Annotated in this window: 21 protein-coding genes; 17 read left to right on the forward strand and 4 right to left on the reverse strand. The window is 71.8% G+C overall.

Going from position 1 to position 25,004, the window contains the following annotated elements:
• The first annotated feature begins 6 nt into the window (after positions 1–6).
• From QC385_RS04725 to QC385_RS04735, 3 genes are all read left to right on the forward strand, one after another.
• On the forward strand, positions 7–615 hold the full coding sequence (locus QC385_RS04725) for an arsenate reductase/protein-tyrosine-phosphatase family protein (RefSeq protein WP_279539986.1): 609 nt from the start codon (positions 7–9) through the stop codon (positions 613–615).
• Positions 616–727: 112 nt separating this feature from the next.
• Positions 728–2,248 carry a cellulase family glycosylhydrolase gene (locus tag QC385_RS04730; protein WP_279539987.1) on the forward strand — a complete coding sequence of 507 codons (1,521 nt, stop codon included), beginning with the start codon at positions 728–730 and terminating at the stop codon, positions 2,246–2,248.
• Positions 2,249–2,448: 200 nt separating this feature from the next.
• On the forward strand, positions 2,449–4,044 hold the full coding sequence (locus tag QC385_RS04735; protein ID WP_279539988.1) for an alpha/beta hydrolase: 1,596 nt from the start codon (positions 2,449–2,451) through the stop codon (positions 4,042–4,044).
• A gap of 70 nt (positions 4,045–4,114) precedes the next feature.
• On the opposite strand, the gene QC385_RS04740 is transcribed toward QC385_RS04735, so the two are convergent.
• Complete coding sequence (locus tag QC385_RS04740) at positions 4,115–4,726, reverse strand: TetR/AcrR family transcriptional regulator (protein WP_279539989.1); 612 nt, start codon at positions 4,724–4,726, stop codon at positions 4,115–4,117.
• 139 nt (positions 4,727–4,865) lie between these two features.
• Here QC385_RS04740 and QC385_RS04745 point away from each other — a divergent pair, with 139 nt between their 5' ends.
• Positions 4,866–5,768, forward strand: a complete 903-nt coding sequence (locus QC385_RS04745) for an NAD(P)-dependent oxidoreductase (protein ID WP_279539990.1) — start codon at positions 4,866–4,868, stop codon at positions 5,766–5,768.
• Between the two features lie 58 nt (positions 5,769–5,826).
• Here QC385_RS04745 and serC read toward each other — a convergent pair whose 3' ends face one another.
• Positions 5,827–6,945 (reverse strand): phosphoserine transaminase, encoded by a 1,119-nt coding sequence (gene serC, locus QC385_RS04750; RefSeq protein ID WP_279539991.1) that lies wholly within the window; start codon positions 6,943–6,945, stop codon positions 5,827–5,829.
• Positions 6,946–7,020: 75 nt separating this feature from the next.
• On the opposite strand from serC, the gene QC385_RS04755 reads away from it, so the two are divergent.
• The 3 genes from QC385_RS04755 to QC385_RS04765 all read left to right on the forward strand — a co-directional run bounded on the left by QC385_RS04755 (position 7,021) and on the right by QC385_RS04765 (position 12,323).
• Entirely contained in the window at positions 7,021–9,894 is a 2,874-nt protein-coding gene (locus QC385_RS04755) for an FAD-binding and (Fe-S)-binding domain-containing protein (RefSeq protein ID WP_279539992.1), read from the forward strand.
• A gap of 170 nt (positions 9,895–10,064) precedes the next feature.
• Positions 10,065–11,201: a lipid II:glycine glycyltransferase FemX gene (locus tag QC385_RS04760; RefSeq protein ID WP_279539993.1), complete on the forward strand. Its 1,137-nt coding sequence runs from the start codon at positions 10,065–10,067 to the stop codon at positions 11,199–11,201.
• 153 nt (positions 11,202–11,354) lie between these two features.
• Positions 11,355–12,323 (forward strand): EamA family transporter, encoded by a 969-nt coding sequence (locus tag QC385_RS04765; protein ID WP_279539994.1) that lies wholly within the window; start codon positions 11,355–11,357, stop codon positions 12,321–12,323.
• Positions 12,324–12,339: 16 nt separating this feature from the next.
• Here the strand turns inward: QC385_RS04765 and QC385_RS04770 are convergent, their stop codons facing one another.
• Entirely contained in the window at positions 12,340–13,008 is a 669-nt protein-coding gene (locus QC385_RS04770) for a formylglycine-generating enzyme family protein (protein WP_279539995.1), read from the reverse strand.
• Between the two features lie 89 nt (positions 13,009–13,097).
• Here QC385_RS04770 and QC385_RS04775 point away from each other — a divergent pair, with 89 nt between their 5' ends.
• Together QC385_RS04775 and QC385_RS04780 are read left to right on the forward strand one after the other, a co-directional pair.
• A complete protein-coding gene (locus QC385_RS04775) occupies positions 13,098–13,556 on the forward strand; it encodes a PPOX class F420-dependent oxidoreductase (RefSeq protein WP_279539996.1) in 459 nt (152 codons plus the stop codon).
• A 42-nt stretch (positions 13,557–13,598) separates the two neighbouring features.
• Positions 13,599–13,973, forward strand: a complete 375-nt coding sequence (locus QC385_RS04780) for a hypothetical protein (protein ID WP_279539997.1) — start codon at positions 13,599–13,601, stop codon at positions 13,971–13,973.
• On the opposite strand, the gene QC385_RS04785 is transcribed toward QC385_RS04780, so the two are convergent.
• A complete protein-coding gene (locus tag QC385_RS04785) occupies positions 13,974–14,582 on the reverse strand; it encodes a TetR/AcrR family transcriptional regulator (RefSeq protein ID WP_279539998.1) in 609 nt (202 codons plus the stop codon).
• Between the two features lie 94 nt (positions 14,583–14,676).
• On the opposite strand from QC385_RS04785, the gene QC385_RS04790 reads away from it, so the two are divergent.
• The 8 genes from QC385_RS04790 (at position 14,677) to QC385_RS04825 (ending at position 25,000) form a co-directional block, all read left to right on the forward strand.
• Entirely contained in the window at positions 14,677–15,423 is a 747-nt protein-coding gene (locus QC385_RS04790; RefSeq protein WP_279539999.1) for an SDR family NAD(P)-dependent oxidoreductase, read from the forward strand.
• 162 nt (positions 15,424–15,585) lie between these two features.
• Positions 15,586–16,383 carry a TIGR03084 family metal-binding protein gene (locus QC385_RS04795; RefSeq protein WP_279540000.1) on the forward strand — a complete coding sequence of 266 codons (798 nt, stop codon included), beginning with the start codon at positions 15,586–15,588 and terminating at the stop codon, positions 16,381–16,383.
• Complete coding sequence (locus QC385_RS04800) at positions 16,380–18,047, forward strand: acyclic terpene utilization AtuA family protein (RefSeq protein ID WP_279540001.1); 1,668 nt, start codon at positions 16,380–16,382, stop codon at positions 18,045–18,047. Before QC385_RS04795 ends, QC385_RS04800 begins: the two co-directional genes overlap by 4 nt.
• The gene (locus tag QC385_RS04805; RefSeq protein ID WP_279540002.1) at positions 18,044–19,642 is read left to right on the forward strand and encodes an acyl-CoA carboxylase subunit beta; all 1,599 of its coding nucleotides are present in this window, start codon (positions 18,044–18,046) and stop codon (positions 19,640–19,642) included. The genes QC385_RS04800 and QC385_RS04805 overlap by 4 nt, the downstream gene beginning before the upstream one ends.
• Before the next feature lie 10 nt (positions 19,643–19,652).
• Complete coding sequence (locus QC385_RS04810; RefSeq protein ID WP_279540003.1) at positions 19,653–21,497, forward strand: acetyl/propionyl/methylcrotonyl-CoA carboxylase subunit alpha; 1,845 nt, start codon at positions 19,653–19,655, stop codon at positions 21,495–21,497.
• Positions 21,498–21,553: 56 nt separating this feature from the next.
• A complete protein-coding gene (locus QC385_RS04815) occupies positions 21,554–22,675 on the forward strand; it encodes an acyl-CoA dehydrogenase family protein (RefSeq protein WP_279540004.1) in 1,122 nt (373 codons plus the stop codon).
• 25 nt (positions 22,676–22,700) lie between these two features.
• Complete coding sequence (locus QC385_RS04820) at positions 22,701–24,269, forward strand: 4-coumarate--CoA ligase family protein (protein ID WP_279540005.1); 1,569 nt, start codon at positions 22,701–22,703, stop codon at positions 24,267–24,269.
• Positions 24,266–25,000 carry an enoyl-CoA hydratase family protein gene (locus QC385_RS04825; RefSeq protein WP_279540006.1) on the forward strand — a complete coding sequence of 245 codons (735 nt, stop codon included), beginning with the start codon at positions 24,266–24,268 and terminating at the stop codon, positions 24,998–25,000. The genes QC385_RS04820 and QC385_RS04825 overlap by 4 nt, the downstream gene beginning before the upstream one ends.
• Positions 25,001–25,004: the final 4 nt, after the last annotated feature.

The following is a 25,004-nucleotide window of genomic DNA, read 5'->3' on the forward strand; positions in this document are numbered from 1 at the left end:
GGGTGCGTGCCCCCGTTTCGCGTACTTGTGGTGTGCACCGGCAACGTCTTCCGCTCTCCGCTTGCCGAGTCCCTGCTCAGGCACCGGCTGCTCGAACATCGGCAAGTGATCCGAGTGAGCAGTGCCGGCACCCGGGCCGTGGTGGGTATGCCGATGGCGGCCGCTGTCGCCTCCTTCCTCGCCGCACGCGGCGTGGAGCCCTGTGAGGTGGGCGCCCGCCGGCTGACCCAGGACATGGTCGAGAACGCGGACTTGGTGCTGGGTGCTGCGCGGGAGCATCGTGAGGCCGCTGTGCGGCTCTCTCCTGTGCGTGCGCTGTCCCGTGCGTTCACCTTCCTCGAGTTCGCCCGGCTGGTGCGGTCGGAGGACGCCGCAGGCGCTGCGGATCCCGCCGCACGGTTTGCTGCCCTCGTACAGGGCGCGGCCGCTCGCCGTGGTGCCGTATCGGCGCGTAGAGGTGGCGTGGACGTGAAAGACCCTCTTGGGGCGCCCCCGCCGCAAGTGCACGAGTGTCTGGTTCAGATCGAGGAGACCGTGGAGCGGATCGCCGCACCCATGCGGACCGGATGGCATTCGTATTCGTCGGCTGCGGGCCGGGCCGAGTCCGAGATGTGAACGCCCACCTCCTTGACGTGCTCATGGCCTATCAGTTTGCTAGGGGGTGCGCGGCGTGCATGGGAGCGCTCCCAGCCGTTCCGGGGCCGCGCCTCCCCGAGAGGAAGCAGCCATGTTCCGCACTCTGCGAAGAGCGCTGTGCGTCGCCGCGGCGCTCCTGTTACCCCTGGCCGGTACGCAGTCCTCCGCACACGCCGACGTCGGCGCGCAGGCCGGCGCCGGCTACTGGCACACCAGCGGCCGGCAGATCCTGGACGCGGCCGGGCAGCCGGTCCGTATCGCCGGCGTCAACTGGTTCGGCTTCGAGACCGACATCCACGTCGTCCACGGCCTGTGGGCCCGCGACTACAAGAGCATGATCGACCAGATGAAGTCGCTGGGCTACAACACGATCCGGATGCCCTACAGCGACGACATCCTCAAGCCCGGCACCATGCCCGGCAGCATCAACCACGACGGCAAGAACACCGACCTGCGCGGGCTGACGTCCTTGCAGGTCCTGGACCGGATCGTGGCGTACGCCGGGCAGGCCGGCCTCAAGATCGTCCTCGACCGGCACCGCCCGGACGCGGCGGGCCAGTCGGCGCTCTGGTACACGGCGGCGGTCCCCGAGTCGACCTGGATCGCCAACCTCAAGTCCCTGGCGGCCCGTTACAAGGGCAACTCCACCGTGATCGGCATCGACCTGCACAACGAGCCCCGTGACCCCGCCTGCTGGGGCTGCGGTGACACGGCCCGGGACTGGCGCCTGGCCGCCCAGCGCGCGGGCAACGCGGTGCTGTCGGTCAACCCCGAGCTGCTGATCATGGTCGAGGGCGTGCAGTCGTACAACGGCGCCAACGGCTGGTGGGGCGGCAACCTCATGGGCGTCGCCCAGCACCCGGTCCAGCTGGACGTCGCGAACCGGCTGGTCTACTCGGCCCACGACTACGCCACGTCCGTGGCCCAGCAGCCGTGGTTCAGCGATCCGTCGTTCCCGGCCAACATGCCCGAGGTCTGGGACCGGTACTGGGGTTACGTCTTCAAGCAGAACATCGCGCCGGTGTGGCTCGGCGAGTTCGGCACGACGCTCCAGTCGGCGGTGGACCAGAAGTGGCTGTCCGAGCTGGTGAAGTACCTGCGGTCGACGTCGGCCCACGGCGCCGACGGCTTCCACTGGACGTTCTGGTCCTGGAACCCCAACTCCGGTGACACGGGAGGGATCCTGAAGGACGACTGGCAGACCGTGGACACGGTGAAGGACGGATACCTGGCGGCCGTCAAGGCGCCGGGCTTCGAGGGCGGCGGGCCCGGGCCCGACCCCGGCGGCCCGGGCGAGCCGGGCGGTGGCACGGCCACCTGCTCCGCCGCCTACACCGTCAGCAGCGACTGGGGCGGCGGTTTCAACGCCGAGGTGAAGGTGACCAACACGGGCGGTGTGCCGCTCAAGTCCTGGAAGGTGAGCTGGACATGGACCGGCTCCCAGAAGATCACCAGCATGTGGAACGCGTCGCACACCCAGAGCGGCGCGACCGTCACGGCGGTGAACGCCACGCACAACGGGAGCGTGCCGGCGGGAGGTTCGGCGAGCTTCGGCCTGGGTGGTGCGCCAGGGGGCGGGGGTGTGCCGGGCGTGAGCTGTACGGCGACCTGACCGCGGAGTGAGGTGAGGGGGAGACGTGCCGGAAATTGCCCGAACACCCCTGTTTCTGAAGGAACATCAGCCCGTGCGATGACTCGATTCGGTCAAGTCTTGGTCGAAAACGTACGTGCGGGGCGTGCTCTTCCGAAACGATGCGGCACGGACCGTGTGACACGCGGTCCTGACCCCCCTCACCGTTCTGAGAGAACTCCATGAGAAGAAGCGCAGCCGTCCTGTGCGGCGCGACTGTCGTCCTGGCCGGGACACTCACCGCCGTCCCCGCCAACGCCAGCGCGTCGCACTCCGCGAACACCGCAGCCGCGAAGGTCACTTGGAAGAAGTGCGGCACGGAGGACTACCCGACGCTCCAGTGCGCGTCGGTGAAGGTGCCGCTCGACTACGCGAAGCCGCAGGGGAAGAAGATCACGCTGGCGCTGTCCCGCGTGCCGCACACCGCGAAGAAGTACCAGGGTCCGCTGCTGGTCAACCCCGGCGGCCCCGGCGGCAGCGGCCTGACGCTGGCCGGTTTCGTCGCGTCCTCCCTGCCCAAGGAGGTCGCCGCCCAGTACGACGTCATCGGTTTTGACCCGCGTGGCGTGGGCAAGAGCCAGCCCGCGCTGGACTGCAAGCCGGGCCACTTCAACCCGGTGCGCCCCGACTCCGTGCCCAGCACCCCGGCGATCGAGAAGGCCAACCTCGACCGCGCCAAGGCCTTCGCCCAGGCCTGCGGCAAGAAGTACGCCGACGTCCTGCCGTACATCAACACGGTCAGCGCCGTGAAGGACATGGACTCGATCCGCAAGGCCCTCGGCGCCAAGAAGATCAACTACTTCGGCTACTCGTACGGCACCTACCTCGGCGCCGTCTACGGCAAGCTGTTCCCCGAGCGGGTGCGGCGCCTGGTGCTGGACTCGATCGTCGACCCGACCGGGGTCTGGTACGACGCCAACATCACGCAGGACTACGCCTTCGACAAGCGCCACAAGGCGCTGATGGCGTGGATCGCGAAGTACAACTCCACGTACAAGCTCGGCACCGACCCGGCGAAGATCGAGGCCAAGTGGTACGCCATGCGGGCGGCCCTGGCCAAGAAGCCGGCGGGCGGCAAGGTGGGCGCCTCCGAGTTGGAGGACATCTTCATACCCGGCGGCTACAACAACGCCTACTGGCCCACCCTCGCCCAGACGTTCGCGGCGTACGTCAACAAGAACGACACCGCCGCGCTGGTCACGGCGTACGACAACATCGCCGCCATCGACGCCTCCGGCGACAACGGCTACAGCGTCTACGCCTCGGTGCAGTGCCGTGACGCCTCCTGGCCGCGCGACTGGAAGCAGTGGCGCAAGGACAACTGGGCGGTGTACGAGAAGGCGCCGTTCATGGCCTGGAACAACGCCTGGTACAACGCCCCGTGCGCGTTCTGGCCGACGAAGTCGCTGAAGCCGGTGAACGTCTCCAACGCCAAGCTCCCGCCGGTGCTGCTGTTCCAGGCGACGGACGACGCGGCCACCCCGTACCAGGGCGGTGTCACCATGCACCGGCTGCTGAAGGGCTCCAGCCTGGTGGTGGAGCAGGGCGGCGGCAACCACGGCATCTCGCTGAGCGGCAACGCCTGCCTGGACAAGCACCTGGCGACGTACCTCACCAGCGGCAAGGTGCCGCAGGCCGGCGGCGTGGCGGACGCGGTCTGCAAGAAGCTGCCCGACCCGAAGCCGCAGGCCTCGGCGCAGAAGTCGCCGAGCACGCCCCAGTCGGCCGTCGCGACGGTCGGCGACACCCTGCGCGGGATCCTGGGGTCCGCGGTCTGAGCGTGTCTGCTTGAGCACCGCCTGACGTGACATGAGGGGCGCCCGGTACCTGCCGGGCGCCCCTTGCGTGTCACGTGCGGACGCTGCCTCCGTACGTCGCGATCAAACGCGCCAGCTGCCGTCCCGCCGCCTCCAGCGGGGTCTCGCTGCGGGCGACCTGGGACGCCAGTTCGGCCCCCTCCAGCGTGGCGATCACCGTGTGGGCCAGATCCTCCGCATCCGCTTCGGCGAACCCCGCGGCGACCAGCTTCCCGGCGACCACGGCCCGCCAGCGGGCGAACGCCTCGGCCGCCGCCTGCTGGATGCCGGGCGCGCCGACCGCCGTGCCGACGACGGTCGAGGTGACCGGGCAGCCGTCGAGCCAGTCGGACTCGCGCAGGCCCTGGGCGAGGGAGGCGGTGAGCGTGATGAGGGCCTTCGCCGGGTCCGGCTCCGCGTCGAGCGACTCGCGCAGGAACTCGGTGAACTCCTCGTCGCCGAGCCGCACCGCGGCCGTGCCGAGCTCCTGCTTGCCGCCGGGGAAGAAGTGGTAGACCGAACCGAGCGTCGCCCCGGCCTCGCGGGAGATCTGCTTGATGCCGGTGCCCTCGTAGCCCTGGCGCTGCATCAGCCGTGAGGCCGTACGGACGATCCGCTCGCGGGTGCCGGCGGTCTCGAGGTCGTGCGGGGCCTTGGTCTTCACGCCGCCACTCTACCGAACTAGAGCGTTCGTTCTAGTCGTCGTGCTAGGTTCCCCTCTGGGTAGAGCGTTCGTTCTAGTCGTCGTTCCAGTGATCCCCGGGGAGATTTCTGTGAGTTCATCCGCTGTGAGCCCGTCCGCTGTGAGTCCCTCTGCCGTGCAGCCCTCGTCCGGCGTCTCGTCCGTCACCGTCATCGGTCTCGGCCCCATGGGCCGCGCGATGGCCGGTGCCTATCTGGACGCCGGCTACGACGTCACCGTCTGGAACCGCACCGCGAGCCGCGCCGACGAACTGGTGGCCAGGGGCGCCGTGCGCGCCGCCACCGCCCAGGAGGCGCTGGCGGCGGGCGAGGTGGTGGTGCTCAGCCTCACCGACTACGCCGCGATGTACGCGATCCTGGAGCCCGCCACCGCGGCACTGGCGGGCCGCGTCCTGGTCAACCTCAGCTCGGACACCCCGGAGAGGGCCCGCGAGGGGGCGGCCTGGGCGGTCGGGCACGGGGCGCGTCACCTCACCGGCGGAGTCCAGACACCGCCCTCCGGCATCGGCTCGCCGGAGTTCGACACCTTCTACAGCGGCCCCCGGGACCTCTTCGAGCGGTACGAGGACGTTCTGAAGGTCATCACGGGCACCGACTACCGCGGGGAGGACCCGGGCCTGGCCGCGCTCTACTACCAGCTCCAGATGGACCTCTTCTGGACCACCCTGACCGCCTGGCTGCACACGCTGGCGCTGGCGGACGCGAACGGCATCAGCGCCTCGCAGATCACGCCGTACGCGGCGCAGACGCTGGGCGGGATGGGCCAGTTCCTCGACTTCTACACGCCGCGGATCGAGGCGGGGCGGCACTCCGGCGACGTCGAGCGGATCTCGATGGCCGTGGCGAGCTTGGAGCACGTCGTGCACACGGCGCGGGACGCGGGCGTGGACCCGGCGCTGCCCGCCGCGGTGCTGGAGGCGTTCCGGCGGGCGTCGGCGGAAGGCTGCGCGGAGGACAGCCTGACCCGGCTGGTCGAGGTGTTCGGGAGGGGCGTGGCCGCCTGAGGACGAGCGAGGGCGCCCCGCACCGGCGGGGCGCCCTCGGTCTCTTACGCGAGAGGGATCAGAGCTTCTCGATCACGTAGTCGACGCACTTCGTCAGGGCCTCGACGTCCGCCGGGTCGATCGCCGGGAACATCGCGACGCGCAGCTGGTTGCGGCCGAGCTTGCGGTAGGGCTCGGTGTCGACGATGCCGTTGGCGCGCAGGACCTTGGCGACGGCGGCGGCGTCGACCTCGTCCGTGAAGTCGATCGTGCCGATGACCTGGGAGCGCTTGGCCGGGTCGGTGACGAACGGGTTCGCGAACTTGACGTCCTCGGCCCAGCCGTACAGCGTCCGCGCGGACGTGGCCGTGCGGCGGACCGACCAGTCCAGGCCGCCCTGGCCGTTGATCCACTCCAGCTGCTCGTTGAGGAGGAACAGCGTGGCGAGGGCCGGGGTGTTGTACGTCTGGTTCTTGCGGGAGTTGTCGATCGCCGTCGGGAGTGAGAAGAACTCGGGGACGTGGCGGCCGCTCGCGTGGATCCGCTCGGCGCGCTCGATCGCGGCCGGGGAGAAGACACCGATCCACAGGCCGCCGTCGGAGGCGAAGGACTTCTGCGGGGCGAAGTAGTAGACGTCCGTCTCGGCGATGTCGACGGGGAGGCCGCCGGCGCCCGAGGTTGCGTCCACGAGGACCAGGGCGCCCTCGTCGGCGCCGGCCACGCGCTTGATCGGCATGGCGACACCGGTCGAGGTCTCGTTGTGGGTGAAGGCGTAGACGTCGACGCCCGCCTCGGCGACCGGCTCGGGGTGCGTGCCGGGGTCGGAGGAGATGACGTCCGGCTCGGCCAGCCAGGGGGCGAGCTTCGCGGCCTTGGCGAACTTGGAGGAGAACTCGCCGAAGCTGAGGTGCTGCGACCTGTTCTCGATCAGCCCGTGCGTCGCGACGTCCCAGAACGCGGTGGAGCCGCCGTTGCCGAGGATCACCTCGTAACCGTCGGGGAGCTGGAACAGCTCGCGGATGCCCTCACGCACCTTGCCGACCAGGTTCTTGACGGGAGCCTGGCGGTGGGAGGTGCCCATGAGGGAGGTGCCACTGGCGGCGAGGGCGTCCAGCGCCTCCGTCCGCACCTTGGAGGGACCCGCGCCGAAACGACCGTCCGCGGGCTTGATGTCAGAGGGAATCCGGATCTCAGCCACGAAGGGGAGCGTAGCCGTTCACAGAAACACGGGCGAAACGTCGTCCGTCGGGTGAGACGGTGTTGAGTAGGGGCCATGGCGAATCTTGAGGCGGAGCTTCGCGGGGCCGTCCGGGGCGAGGTCGGGTTCGACGTCACCTCCCGGGCGCTGGTCACCATGGACGCGTCCAACTACCGGAGGGTCCCGCACGGGGTCGTCGCCCCCGTGGACGCCGACGACGTGGCCGCCGTGCTGGCCGTCTGCCGGGAGCACGGCGTGCCCGTCGTCGCCCGCGGCGGGGGTACGTCCATCGCGGGGCAGGCCACCGGCACGGGTGTCGTCCTGGACTTCACCCGGCACATGAACCGGCTGGTCACCCTGGATCCCGAGGCGCGCACGGCCGTCGTGCAGCCGGGGCTGGTGCTCGACCGGCTCCAGGAGGCGGCGGCTCCGTACGGGCTGCGGTTCGGGCCGGATCCGTCCACGCACAGCCGGTGCACGCTCGGCGGCATGATCGGCAACAACTCCTGCGGCTCGCACTCCGTGGCGTGGGGGACGACCGCGGACAGCGTGCGCGAGCTGGACGTGGTCACCGCGCGCGGGCGGCGGCTGCGGCTCGGGCAGGACTGGGCCGGCGCCCCGGACGGTCTGCGGGAGCTGGTGGACGGCGAACTGGCCCGGCTGCGCACGGGCTTCCCGGAGCTGCCCCGCCGCATCTCCGGGTACGCGCTGGACGCCCTGCTGCCCGAGCGGGGCGCCGACGTGGCCCGCTCCTTCTGCGGTTCGGAGGGCACCCTGGGCGTGCTCACGGAGGCGGTCGTACGACTGGTCGAGGCACCACGCGCGCGTGCGCTGGCCGTGCTGGGCTACGCGGACGAGAGCGGGGCGGCGGAGGCGGCCGCCGGGCTGCTGCCGTTCGGCCCGCTGACGGTGGAGGGCATGGCGGCGGACCTGGTGCCGTCCGCGGCCGCGCTGCCGCGGGGCAGGGCCTGGCTGTTCGTGGAGACCGGCGGGGAGTCGGATGAGGAGGCACGCGCGCGTGCGGAGGCGATCGTGCGGGCGGCCGATGTCGTGGACGCCCTGGTGGTCACCGACCCGGCGGGGCAGCGCGCGCTGTGGCGGATCCGGGAGGACGCGAGCGGTACGGCGACCCGGATGCCCGACGGGAGTGAAGCCTGGCCGGGATGGGAGGACTGCGCGGTGCCGCCCGCCCGGCTCGGGGCGTATCTGCGGGACTTCCGCGCGCTGCTCGGCGCGCACGGGCTGCGCGGCACGCCGTACGGGCACTTCGGGGACGGCTGTATCCACGTCCGCATCGACTTCGACCTGCTGACGCAGCCCGGCATCGCCCGTTTCCGGCGCTTCTCGGAGGAGCTCGCGGAACTGGTGGTGGCGCACGGCGGGTCGCTGTCCGGGGAGCACGGGGACGGGCAGGCGCGGGCGGAGCTGCTGCCGAAGATGTACGGGCGGGAGATGGTGGGCCTGTTCGAGCGGGTGAAAGGGGTGTGGGACCCCGACGACCTCCTCAACCCCGGCATGCTGGTCCGCCCCGCGCCCCTGGACGCCGACCTGCGTTTCTCGGTCCTCCCCCGCGAGCCCGTCGACGTCGCCTTCGGCTATCCCTCCGATGGCGGTGACTTCTCGGCGGCGGTACGACGCTGCGTGGGCGTCGCCAAGTGCCGTACGACGTCGGTGTCCGGCTCCGCCGTCATGTGCCCGTCCTTCCGGGCGACCGGCGCGGAGGAGCACTCCACGCGCGGGCGGGCCCGGCTGCTGCACGAGATGCTCGCGGGTGAGGTGGTGACCGACGGCTGGCGCTCCACGGAGGTGCGGGACGCGCTGGACCTGTGCCTGTCCTGCAAGGGCTGCCGGTCGGACTGCCCGGTGGAGGTCGACATGGCCACGTACAAGGCGGAGTTCCTCCACCACCACTACGAGGGACGGCGCCGCCCGGCCGCGCACCACAGCATGGGCCGGCTCCCCGAGTGGCTGCGCGTGGTGGCACGCACGCGTACGGCGGCGCTGGTCAACGCCCTGACCGCCCTACGGCCGCTCGCCCGGGCGGCGAAACGGCTCGGCGGGATCGCACCGGAGCGGGAGATCCCGCGGCTGGCGACACGGACGTTCAGCTGGTGGTGGGAGCGGCGGCGGGGGGAGAGGGCCCCCACCGGGCGCGGGGATCTGGTCGTGCTGTGGCCCGACACCTTCACCGAGCACCTCTCACCGGCCGTCGGGCAGGCCGCCGTCCGCGTGCTGGAGGCGGCCGGGCTGCGGGTGGCGCTGCCGCCGACCGTGCGTCTGGCGAAGCCGCCGGTGGGCGACGGCAGGACGGTCGCGCTCGACCCGCTGTCCCTGCTGCGGGGCCGGGGCCGTGTCTGCTGCGGGCTGACGTACGTGTCGACGGGGCAACTGGACCGCGCCCGAGCGGTCATGCGCCGCACGCTCGACCTGATGGAGCCGGTGCTGGAGACCGACGCCCCGGTCGTGGTCCTGGAGCCGAGCTGCGCCGCGGCGCTGCGCGCGGACGTCCCCGAGGTGCTGCACGACGACCCGCGCGCGGCCCGCCTCGCCTCCAAGGTCCTCACCTTCGCGGAGACACTGGAACGCCACGCCCCCGACTGGACACCGCCGCGCGTGGACCGCCCGGTGGCCGGCCAGACCCACTGCCACCAGCACGCGGTACTGGGCGACGCCGCCGACCGCCGGCTGCGCCAAGCCGCTCTGCTCTCCGGCGAACTGAGCGGCGGCTGCTGCGGTCTGGCGGGAAACTTCGGTTTCGAGAAGGGCCACTACGAGGTGTCCACCGCGTGCGCGGAGGAACACCTCCTGCCGTCGGTACGGGACGCCCCCGACGGCACGGTGATCCTGGCGGACGGCTTCTCCTGCCGCACACAGCTCGAGCAGCTGGCGGGCGTGCGGGGAAGGCACCTGGCGGAGGTGCTGGCGGCGGCGCTGGAGGAGGACGGCTGATCCTGATGGCCGGACGGCTGATACTGACTGCCGCGTTCACGCCCGCACGACCGGCAGGGACGCGCTTGAGGCGTTCGGGCCACGGGACGGGCGGACCCGAGTGTCTGAGCCGGGGGAGGGGCGGGGCCGCTCCTAGGCTCTCGGCACCAGCCACTCGAAGGAGCCCGCGCATGAGCGTCCGCGTCCAGCCGATCACCCGTGACGAGCATCTCGCGTTCGTCGCGGCCCGGCCCTCCGCCAGTCACACGCAGATCCCGTCCTGGGGCGAGGTGAAGCCCGACTGGCGGGCGGAGAGCCTCGGCTGGTTCGACGGGGCCGGGCAGCTCGTCGGCGCCGGACTGGTGCTGCTGCGCCCGCTGCCCGGGCCGAAGCTGCCCGGGCTGCCCCGGTACCTGGCGTACCTGCCCGAGGGGCCGCTCATCGACTGGCACGCGCCCGGCCTCGAACGTCTGCTGGAGCCGATGGTCGCCCACCTGGGGAGACGGGGCGCCTTCGCGGTGCGGATGGGCCCGCCGGTCGTGGTGCGCCGCTGGAGCGCCGAGGCGGTCAAGGCGGCGATCGCGGACCCGGCCGCCCGGCGGCTGCGCGACGTGCGGGCGACGTCGTTCGAACCGCGGGCCGGCCAGGTCGCGGACACCCTGCGCCGCATGGGCTGGCGGCAGACCGAACCCGGCGGCGAGGACGGCTTCGCCGCGGGACAGCCCCGGTACGTCTTCCAGGTGCCCTTCGCCGGACGGTCGCTGGACGACATCCGCGGCGGCCTGAACCAGCAGTGGCGGCGCAACATCGCCAAGGCGGAGAAGGCCGGCGTGAAGGTCGTACGCGGCGGCTACGAGGATCTGCCGGCCTTCCACGAGCTGTACTCCGAGACCGCCGAGCGGGACCGCTTCCTCCCGCGCCCGCTGCCATACTTCCAGCGCATGTGGAGCGCGCTCACGGCCGAGCACCCGGACCGGATGCGGCTCTACCTCGCCTACCACGACGGAGAGGTGCTGGCCGCCGCGACGATGCTGACCGTCGGCGACCACGTCTGGTACTCGTACGGCGCCTCCACCAGCCGACGGCGCGAGGTCCAGCCGAGCAGCGCCGTGCAGTGGCGCATGATGACGGACGCCCATGAACTCGGCGCCGCCGTCTACGACCTGCGCGGCATCACCGACACCCTGGAGGAATCCAGCCACCTGCTGGGCCTGCTCCGGTTCAAGGTGGGCACCGGCGGCGAGGCCGTCGAGTACCTCGGCGAGTGGGACTTCCCGCTCAACCGGCTGCTGTACAAGGCGCTGAACCTGTACCTCGCCCGCCGCTGAGAGCCCGCATTCCGAGACAGTGGCATAAGCGGTTTACGCGCCTGACCGAGTCCATTACTCTGGACTGGACAGTACAGCGTGTTGCATATGAGTGTGCAAGACGGCGTACGTAAGCAGCCCGAGTACGCAGCCGAGCCGAGCACAGGACCGCCCGTGACCACCCCCGACAGCGTCACCACACCCCAGCCCGCGACAACCGCCGCCGCTGCCGCACCGGCCACCGGGCCGGGCCGGCTGGGCTCCCTCGGGCCGGTGGGCCTGGTGCTCGCGGGCGGGATCTCCGTGCAGTTCGGCGGCGCGCTGGCCGTGATGCTGATGCCGAGGGCGGGGGCCCTCGGGGTGGTGGCGCTGCGGCTGCTGGTGGCGGCGGTCGTCCTGCTGCTGGTCTGCCGCCCGCGGCTGCGCGGACACTCGCGCACCGACTGGGGCACGGTCGTCGTCTTCGGCATCACCATGGCCGCCATGAACGGCCTCTTCTACCAGGCCGTCGCCCGCATCCCGCTGGGCCCCGCGGTCACCCTGGAGGTCCTCGGCCCGCTTGCCCTCTCGGTCCTGGCGTCCCGCCGCGCGATCAACGTCGTCTGGGCGGCACTCGCCCTCGCCGGCGTCTTCCTCCTCGGCGGGGGAGGCTTCAGCGGCCTCGACCCCACAGGAGTGGCCTTCGCCCTGGGTGCCGGCGCCATGTGGGCGTCCTACATCATCTTCAGCGCCCGTACGGGCCGCCGCTTCCCGCAGGCGGACGGCCTGGCCCTGGCGATGGCCGTGGGGGCGGTGCTGTTCCTGCCGCTGGGCATCGCCGAGTCGGGCACGAAGCTGCTCGACCCGGTGACGCTGGGCCTGGGCGCGGCGGTGGCCCTGCTCTCCTCGGTCCTGCCCTACACCCTCGAACTGCTCGCCCTGCGCCGCCTGCCCGCCTCCTCCTTCGCGATCCTCATGAGCCTGGAACCGGCCATCGCCGCGACGGCCGGCTTCCTCCTCCTCGACCAGGCCCTCACCGCCATGCAGGCCGCCGCGATCGCCCTCGTCATCGCGGCGAGCATGGGGGCCGTACGGACCCAGGTCGGCCGGGGCCGCGGCCGCCGGAAGACGGCGGCGCTGGAGGGTACGGGGCTGGAGGGCTAGAGCGACCGGGACGCGTTCACCGCGGCTGGTTCCCCCGCGCCACGCGGAACCCCACGTCGTCGATCCGGAACGTCGGATGACTGCGGCGCCGGACCGAAGCACGGCAACTCCAGTGCTCGTCCGCCCAGCCGCCGCCCCGCAGCACCCGGTAGGTGCCGTAGACCTCGGCGTCGTAGACGTCCCAGCACCACTCCCAGACATTGCCCAGCATGTCGTAGAGACCCCACGCGTTGGGCTGTCTGCCGCCCACGGGGCGGATCCGCTCCTGCGAGTTGCCGCGGTACCAGGCGATCTCGTCGAGCCGCCCGTACCGCGGCCCGCCGCTCCCGGCCCGGCAGGCGTGCTCCCACTCGGCCTCGCTCGGCAGCCGGTACCCGTCGCCGGAGGCGTCCCGGTCGACGACCGTCTCGGACTCACCGCCCAGGCGATACACGGGCGTCAGCCCCTCCGCCCGGGACAGCGCGTTGCAGAACCGGACCGCGTCCCACCACGACACGCCCTCGACGGGCAGCCGCTCACCGCGGGTGGTACTCGGCCGCTCACCGGTGACCTGGGCGTACCAGGCCTGAGTGACCGGGAACGCCGACACCTGGAAGGGCGCGACCTCGACGGCCCAACTCCGCTGCGTCCGCCGGTCGGACAACGTCACCCGCCCTGGCGGGACGGCCACCATCCCGTTGCTCATGTCCCCGCCAGGCCCCATGCCGAGCCACACTAACGCCGGTGCGCTCGGCGTCGTGAAATTTCCACGCGGGTACCGGAGTTGACCTGGTCATGACTCAAAGCCCCGCACCCCGCCCGCTGTCCGACGAAGCCCTCTCCGACCTGCTCGGCAAGCAGCAGTTCGGCACGCTCGCCACCGTCAAGCGCAACGGCCGGCCCCATCTGACCACCATGGTCTACGGCTGGGACCCCCAGGCCCGGATCGTGCGGTTCTCGACGACGGCCGACCGCGTCAAGGTCAGACAGCTGCGGCACAATCCGCGCGCCGCGCTGCATGTGCAGGGCGGTGACGTGTGGTCGTTCGCCGTCGCGGAGGGCGAGGCGGAGGTTTCCGACGTCACGACGGTTCCCGGCGACGAGGTCGGGCGTGAGCTGCTCGGGATCATCCCGGAGGAGGCCAGGCCGCAGGACGAAGACGCGTTCCTGGAGCAGTTGGTGGCCGAGCGGCGCGTGGTCGTCCGGTTGCACGTGGACCGGTTGTACGGGACGGCGCTCGACGTCGAAGGCTGAGGTCCGCTCCGGCCCCCCGACTTCCGCTCAGCCCTGCGCCGCATGGCCGAGTACCAGGCAGCCGAGCGCGCCCAGGGCGACCTCACCGGCCTGCACCACGACCTCACCGAGACCGTCCGCGACAGCGTCGGGCGCGCACTCGATGCCGGCATCGCCCCGGCCTCGGCCGCGGCCGCACCCGTCGTCGACGCCCTCACCGCCCGTTACGCGCACACCTTCAGCCGCCCCGACGACGCCGACTCGCGCCACTGGCTGCTGACCCGCCTGGAGATCGCCGGCGACCCCCGCGCGGAGCGCTACCGGCACCTGCCGGCCGTCATCAACGGATGGCCCGTCCCGCCCAGCCTGGCACCGGTGTTCACGTGGCTCACGGAAGCCCTGCGCGCTCACACTCAGCGGCAGTCCCGCGTGCGGTAGTCAGGCAGGCGGCCAGCCCCGCAGGGCCATGTCGGCCACCCGCTGGAGGTCCTCGCGGGTGGCGCCGCCGGCGGCTTGGACGGCGATGCCGTTGGCCACGGTCATGAGGTAGCGGGCGAGCAGTTCGGGGTCGGTGCCGGCGGGCAGGTCGCCCTCGTCGACGGCTCGCCGGAACCGGTCGCCCAGGAGGGAGGTGTGCTCTTCGCGCCAGGCGGCGAGGGCGTCGCGGGCGTGACTTCCCTGGGCACCGGCGGCGAGGGAGCCCTGTACGCCGAGGCATCCGGTGGGGCAGCCGGGGCGGGTGGTCGCCCGGACGGAGCCGTTGAGGAAGGCGACGGCCACTTGCCGGGCGGTCGGTTCCCGCATGGCCCGGGCCCCGTACGAGGCGGGGCCTTCGGTGTAGCGCTCCAGGGCCTTGCGGAACAGCTCCTCCTTGTTGCCGAAGGCCGCGTACATGCTGGTGCGGGTGATGCCCATGGCGTCGGTCAGGTCGGTGAGGCTGGCGCCTTCGTAGCCCTGTTCCCAGAAGACCCGCATGGCCTGTTCGAGGGCCTCGCCGGCGTCGAAACCCCTCGGCCGGCCGATCGATGCCTTCCGCCGCGTCTCCATGCGGTCGATCATACCTCTTCCGTACTGATCGGTGCAGATGTGTTACGGTCCCCTTCGGTATCGATCGGTACCGAAATTTGAGGAGGTCAACGGCATGGGGCAGCTCGAAGGAAAGACCGCCGTCGTCACCGGCGGCGGCACCGGGATCGGCCTGGCCGCCGCTGCCCGGCTGGCGGCCGAGGGCGCGCACGTGTTCATCACCGGCCGGCGCGAGGACGTGCTGGACACGGCCGTCGAGGCCATCGGCCCGGCGAGCGCCACCGCGGTGGTGGGTGATGTCTCCGACCCGGCCGATCTGGACCGGCTCTACGGCACGGTCCGCGCCCGGGGCCGGGGCCTGGACGTGCTGTTCGCCAACGCCGGCACCGCGTCGTTCGCGACGCTGGAGCAGGTCACCGAGGAGCACGTCGAGGAGACGTTCGGCGTCAACGTCCGCGGCACCCTGTTCACCGTGCAGAAGGCGCTGCCGCTGCTCAACGACGGCGCGTCGGTGATCCTGAACTCCTCGGTGCGCGCCGATGACGGTGTCGCGGCGTTCGGCACGTACGCGGCCTCCAAGGCGGCGATCCGGTCCTTCGCCCGGACCTGGGCCAACGAGCTGAAGGACCGCGGCATCCGGGTCAACGCGGTCTCCCCGGGCACCATCGACACGCCCGGACTCGACGCCCTGGCCGCGGGGGACGTGCCCGTCACCAAGGCGCAGTTCGCCGCAGGCGTCCCGCTGGGCCGGATCGGACACCCGGACGACGTCGCCGACGTGGTGGCGTTCCTCGCTTCCGGGCAGAGCGGCTTCATGACCGGAGCGAACCTGTACGTCGACGGCGGCGAGAACCAGATCTGAGCCCGAACAGGCCTGAGGGGTGCTCGCCCTGGTGCACCGGCACCCCCGGGCACATTTTCATGCAAGCACGCTTGATTGTTTCTTGCCCCGCTGCCATGCTCCTCACCACGCCACACCACCCGGCATCACCCCGCACACCGCCGTGCCCCGAGGGGAGCGCCCGTGTCCGACCCGACGGCGTCCGTGATCGACGACCTGCGCGAGGAGAGCGAGGAACTCGACCGCCTCGTCGCCGGGTTGAGTGCACCGAGCTGGGCGCTGCCCACTCCCGCGCCCGGCTGGACCGTCGCCCACCAGATCGCCCACCTCGCCTGGACGGACCGTTCGGCCCTGCTCGCCGTCACGGACGCCGACGGCTTCCGCGCCCTGGTCGAGAAAGCCCTCGCCGCACCGGACTCCTTCGTCGACGAGGGCGCCGAGGAGGACGCCGGGCTCCCGCCCGCCGACCTGCTCGCGCGGTGGCGCGACGGCCGTACGGCGCTGGACGAGGCGCTGCGGGCCGCCCCGCCCAAGGCGCGCTTCCCCTGGTACGGACCGCCCATGTCGGCCGCCTCCATGGCGACGGCCCGCCTCATGGAGACCTGGGCCCACGGACAGGATGTGGCCGACGCCCTCGGTGTGGTGCGCCCACCCACCGACCGGCTGCGGCACGTGGCCTGGCTCGGGGTGCGGACCCGGGACTTCGCCTACGGCGTGCACGGACTGACTCCGCCCGCCGATCCCTTCCGCGTCGAACTCCGGGCCCCCTCCGGCGACTCCTGGACGTACGGCCCCGAGGACGCCCCGCAACGCGTCACCGGGCCCGCCCTCGACTTCTGCCTCCTGGTCACCCAGCGCGCTCACCGCGCCGACCTCGCCCTGCGCGCCGACGGCCCCGACGCCGACCGCTGGCTGGACATCGCCCAGGCCTTCGCGGGCCCGCCCGGCACCGGCCGCCCCCAGAAAGGGGAGGCGCGGTGACCCTCCGCATCGGCAACGCCTCCGGTTTCTACGGCGACCGTTTCGACGCGATGCGGGAGATGCTCACCGGCGGTGACCTGGACGTCCTCACCGGCGACTACCTCGCCGAGCTGACGATGCTCATCCTGGGGCGCGACCGGCTGAAGGACCCGGCCGCCGGGTACGCCCGTACCTTTCTGCGGCAGTTGGAGGACTGCCTCGGGCTCGCCCACGAGCGGGGCGTGAAGATCGTCACCAATGCGGGCGGGCTCAACCCGGCCGGACTCGCCGACGCCGTACGGGCGTTGGCCGACCGGCTCGGCATCCCCGTGCGGGTCGCACATGTGGAGGGCGACGACCTCACCGCCGCCCACCCCCACAGCCTCGCCGCCCACGCCTACCTCGGCGGCTTCGGGATCGCGGCCTGTCTGCGGGCGGGCGCCGACGTCGTCGTCACCGGGCGGGTGACGGACGCGGCACTCGTGACCGGCCCGGCCGCCGCCCACTTCGGGTGGAAGGAAACGGAGTACGACCGGCTCGCGGGGGCCGTCGTCGCCGGGCACGTGCTGGAGTGCGGTGCGCAGGCCACCGGCGGCAACTACGCCTTCTTCCGCGACGGCGACGTCCGCCGGCCCGGCTTCCCGCTCGCCGAGCTCCACGACGACGGCAGCTGCGTCATCACCAAGCACCCCGGCACCGGCGGCTTCGTCGACGTCGGCACGGTCACCGCCCAGCTGCTGTACGAGACGGCCGGCGCCCGGTATGTGGGGCCGGACGTCACCGCCCGGCTGGACACCGTGCGGCTCGCCCAGGACGGGCCCGACCGCGTGCGGATCGAGGGCGTGCGAGGGGAGGCGCCGCCGCCCACCCTCAAGGTCGGGCTCAACAAGCTGGGCGGCTTCCGCAACGAGGTCGTCTTCGTGCTCACCGGACTCGACATCGAGGCGAAGGCCACGTTGGTGCGGGAGCAGCTGGAACCGGCCCTCGGCAAGGCCGCCGACGTGCGCTGGGAGCTGGTCCGCACCGACCGGCCCGACGCCCCGAGCGAGGAGACGGCGAGCGCGCTGCTGCGGCTCGTCGTACGGGACCCCGACCAGGAGGTCGTCGGGCGGGCCCTGAGCGGGGCGGCCGTGGAGCTGGCGCTCGCCAGTTACCCCGGCTTCCATGTGCTGGCACCACCCGAAAAGGGCTCGCCCTATGGGGCCTTCGAGAATGTGTACGTGCCCCATGGTGCCGTCGACCATGTGGCCGTCCTCCATGACGGGCGCCGGGTCTCCGTGCCGCCTGCCCACGACACCGCCGTACTCGACGAGGTCCCACAGCCTCACCTGCCCGAGCCGCTGCCGCCCGGGTCCGCCCGGCGCGCCCCGCTCGGCCTCGTCGCGGGCGCACGCAGCGGCGACAAGGGCGGCAACGCCAACGTCGGTGTGTGGGCCCGCACGGACGACGCCTGGCGGTGGCTCGCGCACGAGCTGACAACCGACCGGTTCCGGGAGCTGATCCCCGAGAGCCGGCCGCTGAAGGTCACCCGGCACGTCCTGCCCGACCTCCGAGCCCTCAACTTCGTCGTCGAAGGGATCCTCGGCGCGGGCGTCGCCGACCGGCACCGCTTCGACCCGCAGGCCAAGGCCCTCGGCGAATGGCTGCGCTCCCGCCACCTGGACATACCGGAGGCCCTCCTGTGACCGTCCTGACCTCCGCGCTCGACCCGAGCGGCCCCGAGTACCGGGCCAACCGCGAGACCATGCTCGCCAAGCTCGCCGAACTCGACGCCGAGCACGCCAAGGCCCTCGCGGGCGGCGGCGAGAAGTACGTCGAGCGGCACCGGCGGCGCGGCAAACTCCTCGCCCGCGAACGCATCGAGCTGCTCCTCGACCCCGACACGCCCTTCCTGGAGCTGTCCCCGCTGGCCGCCTGGGGCAGCGACCACACCGTCGGCGCCTCCCTCGTCACCGGCATCGGTGTCGTCGAGGGAGTGGAGTGCCTGATCACGGCCAACGACCCGACCGTGCGCGGGGGCGCGAGCAACCCGTGGTCGCTGAAGAAGGCCCTGCGCGCGAACGACATCGTGCTCACCAACCGGCTGCCCTGCATCAGCCTGGTGGAGTCCGGCGGCGCCGATTTGCCCTCCCAGAAGGAGATCTTCATCCCCGGGGGTGCCATCTTCCGGGACCTGACCCGGCTGTCCGCCGCCGGCATCCCCACCGTCGCGGTCGTCTTCGGCAACTCCACCGCCGGAGGCGCCTACATCCCCGGCATGTCCGACCACGTGATCATGGTCAAGGAGCGGGCCAAGGTGTTCCTCGGCGGTCCGCCGCTGGTGAAGATGGCCACGGGTGAGGAGAGCGACGACGAGTCCCTGGGCGGCGCCGAGATGCACGCGCGCGTGTCGGGCCTCGCCGACCACTTCGCCGTCGACGAGCACGACGCGCTCCGGCAGGCCCGCCGCGTCGTCGCCCGCCTCAACCACCGCAAGGCCTACGGTGATCCGGGCCCGGCCGAGCCCCCCAAGTACGACGCCGACGAACTCCTCGGCATCGTCCCCGGCGACCTGAAGAGCCCCTTCGACCCGCGCGAGGTCATCGCCCGCATCGTCGACGCCTCCGACTTCGACGAGTTCAAGCCGCTGTACGGGACGAGCCTGACCACCGGCTGGGCCGCGCTCCACGGCTATCCCGTCGGCATCCTGGCCAACGCCCGAGGGGTCCTCTTCAGCGAGGAGTCCCAGAAGGCCGCCCAGTTCATCCAGCTCGCCAACCAGCGCGACATCCCGCTGCTCTTCCTGCACAACACCACCGGCTACATGGTGGGCAGGGAGTACGAGCAGGGCGGCATCATCAAACACGGCGCCATGATGATCAACGCGGTCAGCAACAGCCGCGTCCCGCACCTCTCCGTCCTCATGGGCGCCTCCTACGGCGCCGGCCACTACGGCATGTGCGGCCGGGCCTACGACCCGCGCTTCCTCTTCGCCTGGCCCAGCGCCAAGTCGGCCGTGATGGGCCCGCAGCAGCTCGCGGGCGTGCTGTCGATCGTCGCCCGCCAGTCGGCCGCCGCGAAGGGACAGCCGTACGACGAGGAGGCGGACGCCGCCCTGCGCGCCATGGTGGAGCAGCAGATCGAGTCCGAGTCGCTGCCGATGTTCCTGTCCGGGCGGCTGTACGACGACGGCGTCATCGACCCGCGCGACACCCGCACCGTCCTCGGCCTGTGCCTCTCCGCCATCCACACCGCCCCCTACGAGGGCGCGCGCGGCGGCTTCGGCGTCTTCCGGATGTGAGGAACCTTCAGTGATCACTTCTGTGCTCGTCGCCAACCGGGGCGAAATAGCGTGCCGTGTCTTCCGCACCTGCCGCGAGCTCGGCATCCGCACGGTCGCCGTGCACTCGGAAGCCGACGAGAACGCCCTCCACGCGCGCGTGGCCGACACGGCCGTACGACTGCCGGGGGCCGCGCCCGCCGACACCTACCTGCGCGGCGACCTGATCGTGAAGGCGGCCCTCGCGGCCGGAGCGGACGCCGTGCACCCCGGCTACGGCTTCCTCTCCGAGAACGCCGGCTTCGCCCGGGCCGTCCTGGACGCGGGCCTGGTCTGGATCGGCCCGCCCCCGGACGCCATCGAGGCGATGGCGTCCAAGACCCGAGCCAAGCGGCTCATGGGACTGAAGCCCCTCACCGACGTCACCGAGGCCGACCTCCCGGTCCTGGTGAAGGCGGCGGCGGGCGGCGGCGGCCGCGGCATGCGCGTCGTACGGCACCTGGCGGACCTGGACGCCGAGTTGGCCGCCGCACGCGCCGAGGCGGCGAGCGCCTTCGGCGACGGCGAGGTCTTCGTCGAGCCGTACGTGGAGAACGGCCGGCATGTCGAGGTGCAGATCCTCGCCGACACCCACGGCACCGTCTGGCCGCTCGGCACCCGCGACTGCTCCCTCCAGCGCCGCCACCAGAAGGTCGTCGAGGAGGCCCCGGCACCCGGACTCTCCGAGGAGCTCCAGGAGGAGGTGAGCGCCCTCGCCGTACGGGCCGCCCGAGCCGTCGCCTACGCGGGCGCAGGCACGGTCGAGTTCCTCGTCGCCGACGGCAGGGCCCACTTCCTGGAGATGAACACCCGCCTCCAGGTCGAACACCCCGTGACGGAAGCCGTGTTCGGCCTCGACCTGGTCGCCGAACAGATCCGCATCGCCGAGGGCCACCCCCTCGACACCACCCCGCCACGCGCGCGTGGCCACGCCGTGGAGGCCCGCCTCTACGCCGAGGACCCGTCCCGCGACTGGTCCCCCCAAACCGGCCGCCTGCACCTCCTCGCCCTGCCCGAGGGCATCCGCCTCGACACCGGCTACTCCGACGGCGACGACATCGGCGTCCACTACGACCCCATGATCGCCAAGGTCGTGGCCCACGCCCCCACGCGCACGGAGGCCGTCCGCAAGCTCGCCTCCGCCCTGGAACGGGCCGTGATCCACGGCCCCGTCACCAACCGCGACCTCCTGGTCCGCTCCCTTCGCCACCCGGAGTTCACCGATGCCCGCATGGACACCGGCTTCTACGACCGCCACCTGCCGCACCTGACCGAGCCGTCCCCCGACCCGCACGCCCCCCTGGCCGCCGCCCTCGCCGACGCCCACGGCCGCTCCCGCTTCGGCGGCTGGCGCAACGTCCCCTCACAGCCGCAGACCAAGCGCTACGCCATGGCCGGGCAGGAACACGAGGCCCACTACCGGCATACGCGCACGGGCCTGGAGGCGGACGGCGTACGGGTGGTGCACGCCGACGCGCACCTCGTCGTCCTCGAAGTGGACGGAGTCCGGCGCAAGTTCGAGGTGACGCGCTACGGCGACCACGTCTACGTCAACTCCACCGCGCTGACGATCCTGCCCCGCTTCCCCGACCCGACGACCCAGCACGCCCCCGGCTCCCTCCTGGCCCCCATGCCGGGCACGGTCGTCCGAGTGGCCGACGGCCTCACCGCGGGGAGCGCCGTAAAGGCCGGAGATCCCCTCCTCTGGCTGGAGGCGATGAAGATGCAACACAAGATCACAGCGCCGGTCACAGGAACGCTGAGTGAGCTGTGCGTCGTACCCGGACAACAGGTGGAGCCGGGGGAGCTGCTGGCGGTGGTGACAGAAACCTCTTAGGGGCGCGGGGAACTGCGCGACCAGCCACATACGGCTCGCACCTGAAAGGACTCCCCATGGACACCGAAGACCACAAAGCCCTACGCCAAGCAGTCTCCGCACTCGGCAACCGCCACGGCCGCCCCCACGACCCCGCACAACTCTGGTCCGAAGCAGGAAAACTCGGCTACCTAGGCGTCAACCTCCCCGAGGAATACGGAGGAGGCGGCGGCGGCATCTCCGAACTCTCCATCGTCCTCGAAGAACTCGGCGCCGCAGGCTGCCCCCTCCTGATGCTGGTCGTCTCACCAGCCATCTGCGGCACGGTAATAGCCCGCTTCGGCACAGACGCCCAGAAACAACACTGGCTCCCCGCCCTGGCGGACGGCACCCGCCTCATGGCCTTCGGCATCACCGAACCCGACGCCGGCTCCAACTCACACCGCATCACGACCACAGCTCACTGCGATGGAGACAACTGGATCCTCAACGGCCGCAAGGTCTTCATCTCCGGCGTCGACATCGCGGACGCGACCCTCATCGTCGGCCGCACGGAGGACGCCCGCACCGGCCGCCTCAAGCCCTGCCTCTTCATCGTCCCGCGCGACGCACCGGGCTTCACCCGCCGCCCCATCGACATGGAACTCAACGCCGCCGAGAAGCAGTTCGAGCTGACGCTGGACGACGTACGGCTGCCCGCCGACGCACTCGTCGGCGACGAGGACGCGGGGCTCCTCCAGCTCTTCGCCGGTCTCAACCCCGAACGCATCATGACGGCCGCCTTCGCGATCGGCATGGGCCGCTACGCCCTCGCGAAAGCCGTCGAGTACGCCCGCGACCGGCAGGTCTGGGACACCCCCATCGGCGCCCACCAGGCCATCGCCCACCCCCTGGCCCAGGCGCACATCGACCTCGAACTCGCGCGCCTGATGATGCAGAAGGCGGCCCGGCTGTACGACGCCGGCGACGACACGGGCGCGGGCGAGGCCGCCAACATGGCGAAGTACGCGGCGGGGGAGGCCTGCGTGAGGGCCGTGGACCAGGCCGTGCACACCCTCGGCGGCAACGGACTCACCCGGGAGTTCGGTCTCGCCTCGCTGATAACGGCCGCACGCGTGGCTCGTATTGCCCCGGTGAGCCGGGAGATGATTCTCAACTACGTCTCCCACCAGACCCTGGGCCTGCCCAAGTCGTACTGAGACGGCCCGCGCGCGAGGAGGAACCATGTTCCGCAGCGAGTACGCAGACGTCCCGCCCGTCGAACTGCCCATCCACGAAGCCGTCCTTGCCCGGGCCGCGGAGTTCGGCGACATCCCTGCGCTGATCGACGGCACCGACGGCACCACCCTCTCGTACGAGCAGCTGGACCGCTTCCACCGGCGCGTCGCCGCCGCCCTCGCCGAGGCCGGAGTGCGCAAGGGCGACGTCCTCGCCCTGCACAGCCCCAACACCATCGCCTTCCCGACCGCCTTCTACGCCGCCACGCGCGCGGGCGCCACCGTCACGACCGTGCACCCGCTCGCCACCGCCCAGGAGTTCGCCAAGCAGCTGACGGACTGCGCGGCCCGCTGGATCATCACCGTCTCGCCCCTGCTGGACATCGCGCGCCGGGCCGCCGAACTCGCGGGCGGCGTACACGAGATCTTCGTCTGCGACAGCGCGACCGGACACCGCTCCCTGATCGACATGCTGGCGTCCGCCGCCCCCGAGCCGCAGGTCCCCATCGACCCCGTGGAGGACGTGGCGGCCCTGCCGTACTCCTCCGGGACCACCGGCACGCCCAAGGGCGTGATGCTCACCCACCGGCAGATCGCCACCAACCTCGCCCAGCTCCATCCGGCGATACCCGCCGGCCCCGGAGACCGTGTTCTGGCGGTACTGCCCTTCTTCCACATCTACGGCCTCACGGCCCTGATGAACGCGCCCCTCAGGCAGGGCGCCACCGTCGTCGTCCTGCCCCGCTTCGACCTGGAACAGTTCCTCGCCGCCATCCAGAACCACAGCATCACCGCCCTGTACGTGGCCCCGCCGATCGTGCTCGCCCTCGCCAAACACCCGGCCGTCGCGCAGTACGACCTGTCGTCCCTGAAATACATCGTCAGCGCCGCCGCACCCCTGGACGCGCGCCTGGCCGTCGCCTGCTCCCAGCGGCTCGGGCTGCCGCCCGTCGGCCAGGCCTACGGCATGACGGAACTGTCGCCCGGCACGCACGTCGTCCCGCTGGACGCGATGAGCGACGCGCCGCCCGGAACCGTCGGCAGGCTCATCGCCGGCACCGAGATGCGCATCGTCTCCCTCGACGACCCCGGCAAGGACCTCCCCGCCGGCGAGTCCGGCGAGATCCTCATCCGCGGCCCCCAGGTCATGAAGGGCTACCTCGGCCGCCCCGACGCCACCACCGCGATGATCGACACCGACGGCTGGCTGCACACCGGCGACGTGGGGCACGTGGACGAGGACGGCTGGCTGTTCGTCGTCGACCGCGTCAAGGAACTCATCAAGTACAAGGGCTTCCAGGTGGCCCCCGCCGAGCTGGAGGCGTTGCTGCTCACCCACCCGGGCATCGCCGACGCCGCCGTCATCGGCACGTACGACGACGACGGCAACGAGATCCCGCACGCGTACGTGGTCCGCCAGCCCGCCCGCACCGACCTCTCCGAGGCGGAGATCATGATGTACGTCGCCGAACGCGTGGCCCCCTACAAACGGATCCGGCACGTCACCTTCATCGACGGCGTCCCCCGCGCGGCCTCCGGCAAGATCCTGCGCCGCCAGCTCAGGGAGCGCGCATGACCCTGATCGGCCGGGCACGCGCGCGTGCCGTCGAGACCCTCACCCTCGACTCACCCCACAACCGCAACGCCCTGTCGGCGGCCCTCGTCGGCGAACTGGCCGAGGCGCTCGCCGACGCCGGCCAGGACACCGGCGTCCGCGCGGTCGTCCTCACCCACACCGGCACCACCTTCAGCGCGGGCGCCGACCTCCGCGACCCCCCGCCCCCGGAAGCCCTGGTCGGCCTGCTGCGGCAGATCGTCGAACTGCCCAAGCCGGTCGTCGCCCGGGTCACCGGCCACGTCCGCGCGGGCGGCCTCGGCCTGCTGGCCGCCTGCGACATCGCGGCCGCCTCCACCGAGGCCACCTTCGCCTTCACCGAGGTCCGCATCGGCGTCGCCCCCGCGGTCATCTCCCTGCCGCTGCTCCCGCGCACGGACCCGCGCGTGCTGGCCCGCTACTACCTCACCGGCGAACGGTTCGACGCGGCGGAGGCAGCCCGCACGGGCCTGCTCACCACCCACGCCGACGACGTCGACACCGCACTGGCCCCCATCCTCGACGGCCTGCGCAAATCAGCCCCCGACGCCCTGACCGAGACGAAACGGCTGCTCACGACTAGGGTGCTGGAAGCCTTCGACCGGGACGCGGACGGCCTGACCGCGCTCTCGGCCCGGCTGTTCTCCTCCCCGCAGGCCCGCGAGGGGATGACGGCCTTCCTCGAACGAAGGGATCCGGCATGGGTGGTGTGAGGAC

Origin of the sequence: Streptomyces sp. DH10 (assembly GCF_029813805.1) — a bacterium.
GTDB classification, from domain to species: domain Bacteria; phylum Actinomycetota; class Actinomycetes; order Streptomycetales; family Streptomycetaceae; genus Streptomyces; species Streptomyces coeruleofuscus.